The sequence below is a fragment of the Amycolatopsis keratiniphila subsp. keratiniphila genome (genome assembly GCF_001620365.2).
GTDB classification, from domain to species: domain Bacteria; phylum Actinomycetota; class Actinomycetes; order Mycobacteriales; family Pseudonocardiaceae; genus Amycolatopsis; species Amycolatopsis keratiniphila.
Genome location: NZ_LQMT02000024.1, coordinates 26053 through 26900 on the forward strand (window position 1 = coordinate 26053; position 848 = coordinate 26900).

The following is an 848-nucleotide window of genomic DNA, read 5'->3' on the forward strand; positions in this document are numbered from 1 at the left end:
CGAGGTGGTCGGCGAGGCCGCCCGCGACACCCGCGATGGCGCGGCCGGAACGGCGGCGATACATCTTGGGCGGCTCGAACGGTGCCGGGGACAGGCTGCCGGGAACGGGCACCGGAGGGCGCTCGATGATCGTCGGCTTCACCTGTTCGGCGAGGTCGTCGGTGACGGATTCCTGCACGTTCCCCATGGTCACACGGAGTGGGGTACTGATCCATCGGGGAAACCCCTGACTCTTCCCGCTGGGGGAAACCTCAGGGGTGTTCCCGGATGTGGCGAGGGCCCGCCGGGGCGCATTCTTTGTGGCATGAGTGGGAGTGAGACACACGTTCCGAAGCGCGGCCCCGCGGCCGGCTTCGAGGAGACCGTCAAGGATTTCTGGCGGAGCAGGCCGGTCCGGCCGGTGGCGGGCCGCAAATTCGCCGGTGTCGCCGCGGGGATCGGCTACCGGTACGGCATCGACCCGACCGTGGTCCGGGTCGCGCTGGTCGCGGCGACCGTGTTCGGCGGATTCGGCGTCTTCGTCTATCTGCTGGGCTGGCTGTTCCTGCCGCAGGAAGGCGACCGCGTTTCCGCGTTCGAGGGGCTGATCGGCCGGGGTCGCGCGTCGAGTTCGCCGGCGTTCGCCGTGCTGCTGCTGATCCTGCTGTTCCCCGGTCTCACCTGGACCTTGACCGGTGGCTGGATGGCCGACGGCACCGGGCTGATCGGTTTCGCGCTGATGGCCGTCGCGCTGTACCTGCTGCACCGCAACCGCGGTCAGTTCAACCGGCCGTCGGTGCCCGGCCCGGCCCAGCCCGCCGCCGCGTTCTCGATGGCGTCGGCGTCGGCCGCCACCTCGACGGCGACCG

Annotated in this window: 2 protein-coding genes; one reads left to right on the forward strand and one right to left on the reverse strand. The window is 70.5% G+C overall.

Annotation, left to right across the window (positions count from 1 at the left end; translation table 11 throughout):
- On the reverse strand, positions 1–193 hold a 193-nt coding region (locus AVR91_RS26120), incomplete at its 3' end, for a PspC domain-containing protein (RefSeq protein ID WP_143254096.1).
- Between the two features lie 111 nt (positions 194–304).
- On the opposite strand from AVR91_RS26120, the gene AVR91_RS26125 reads away from it, so the two are divergent.
- The coding region (locus AVR91_RS26125; RefSeq protein WP_143254097.1) for a PspC domain-containing protein at positions 305–848 on the forward strand (544 nt) is incomplete at its 3' end.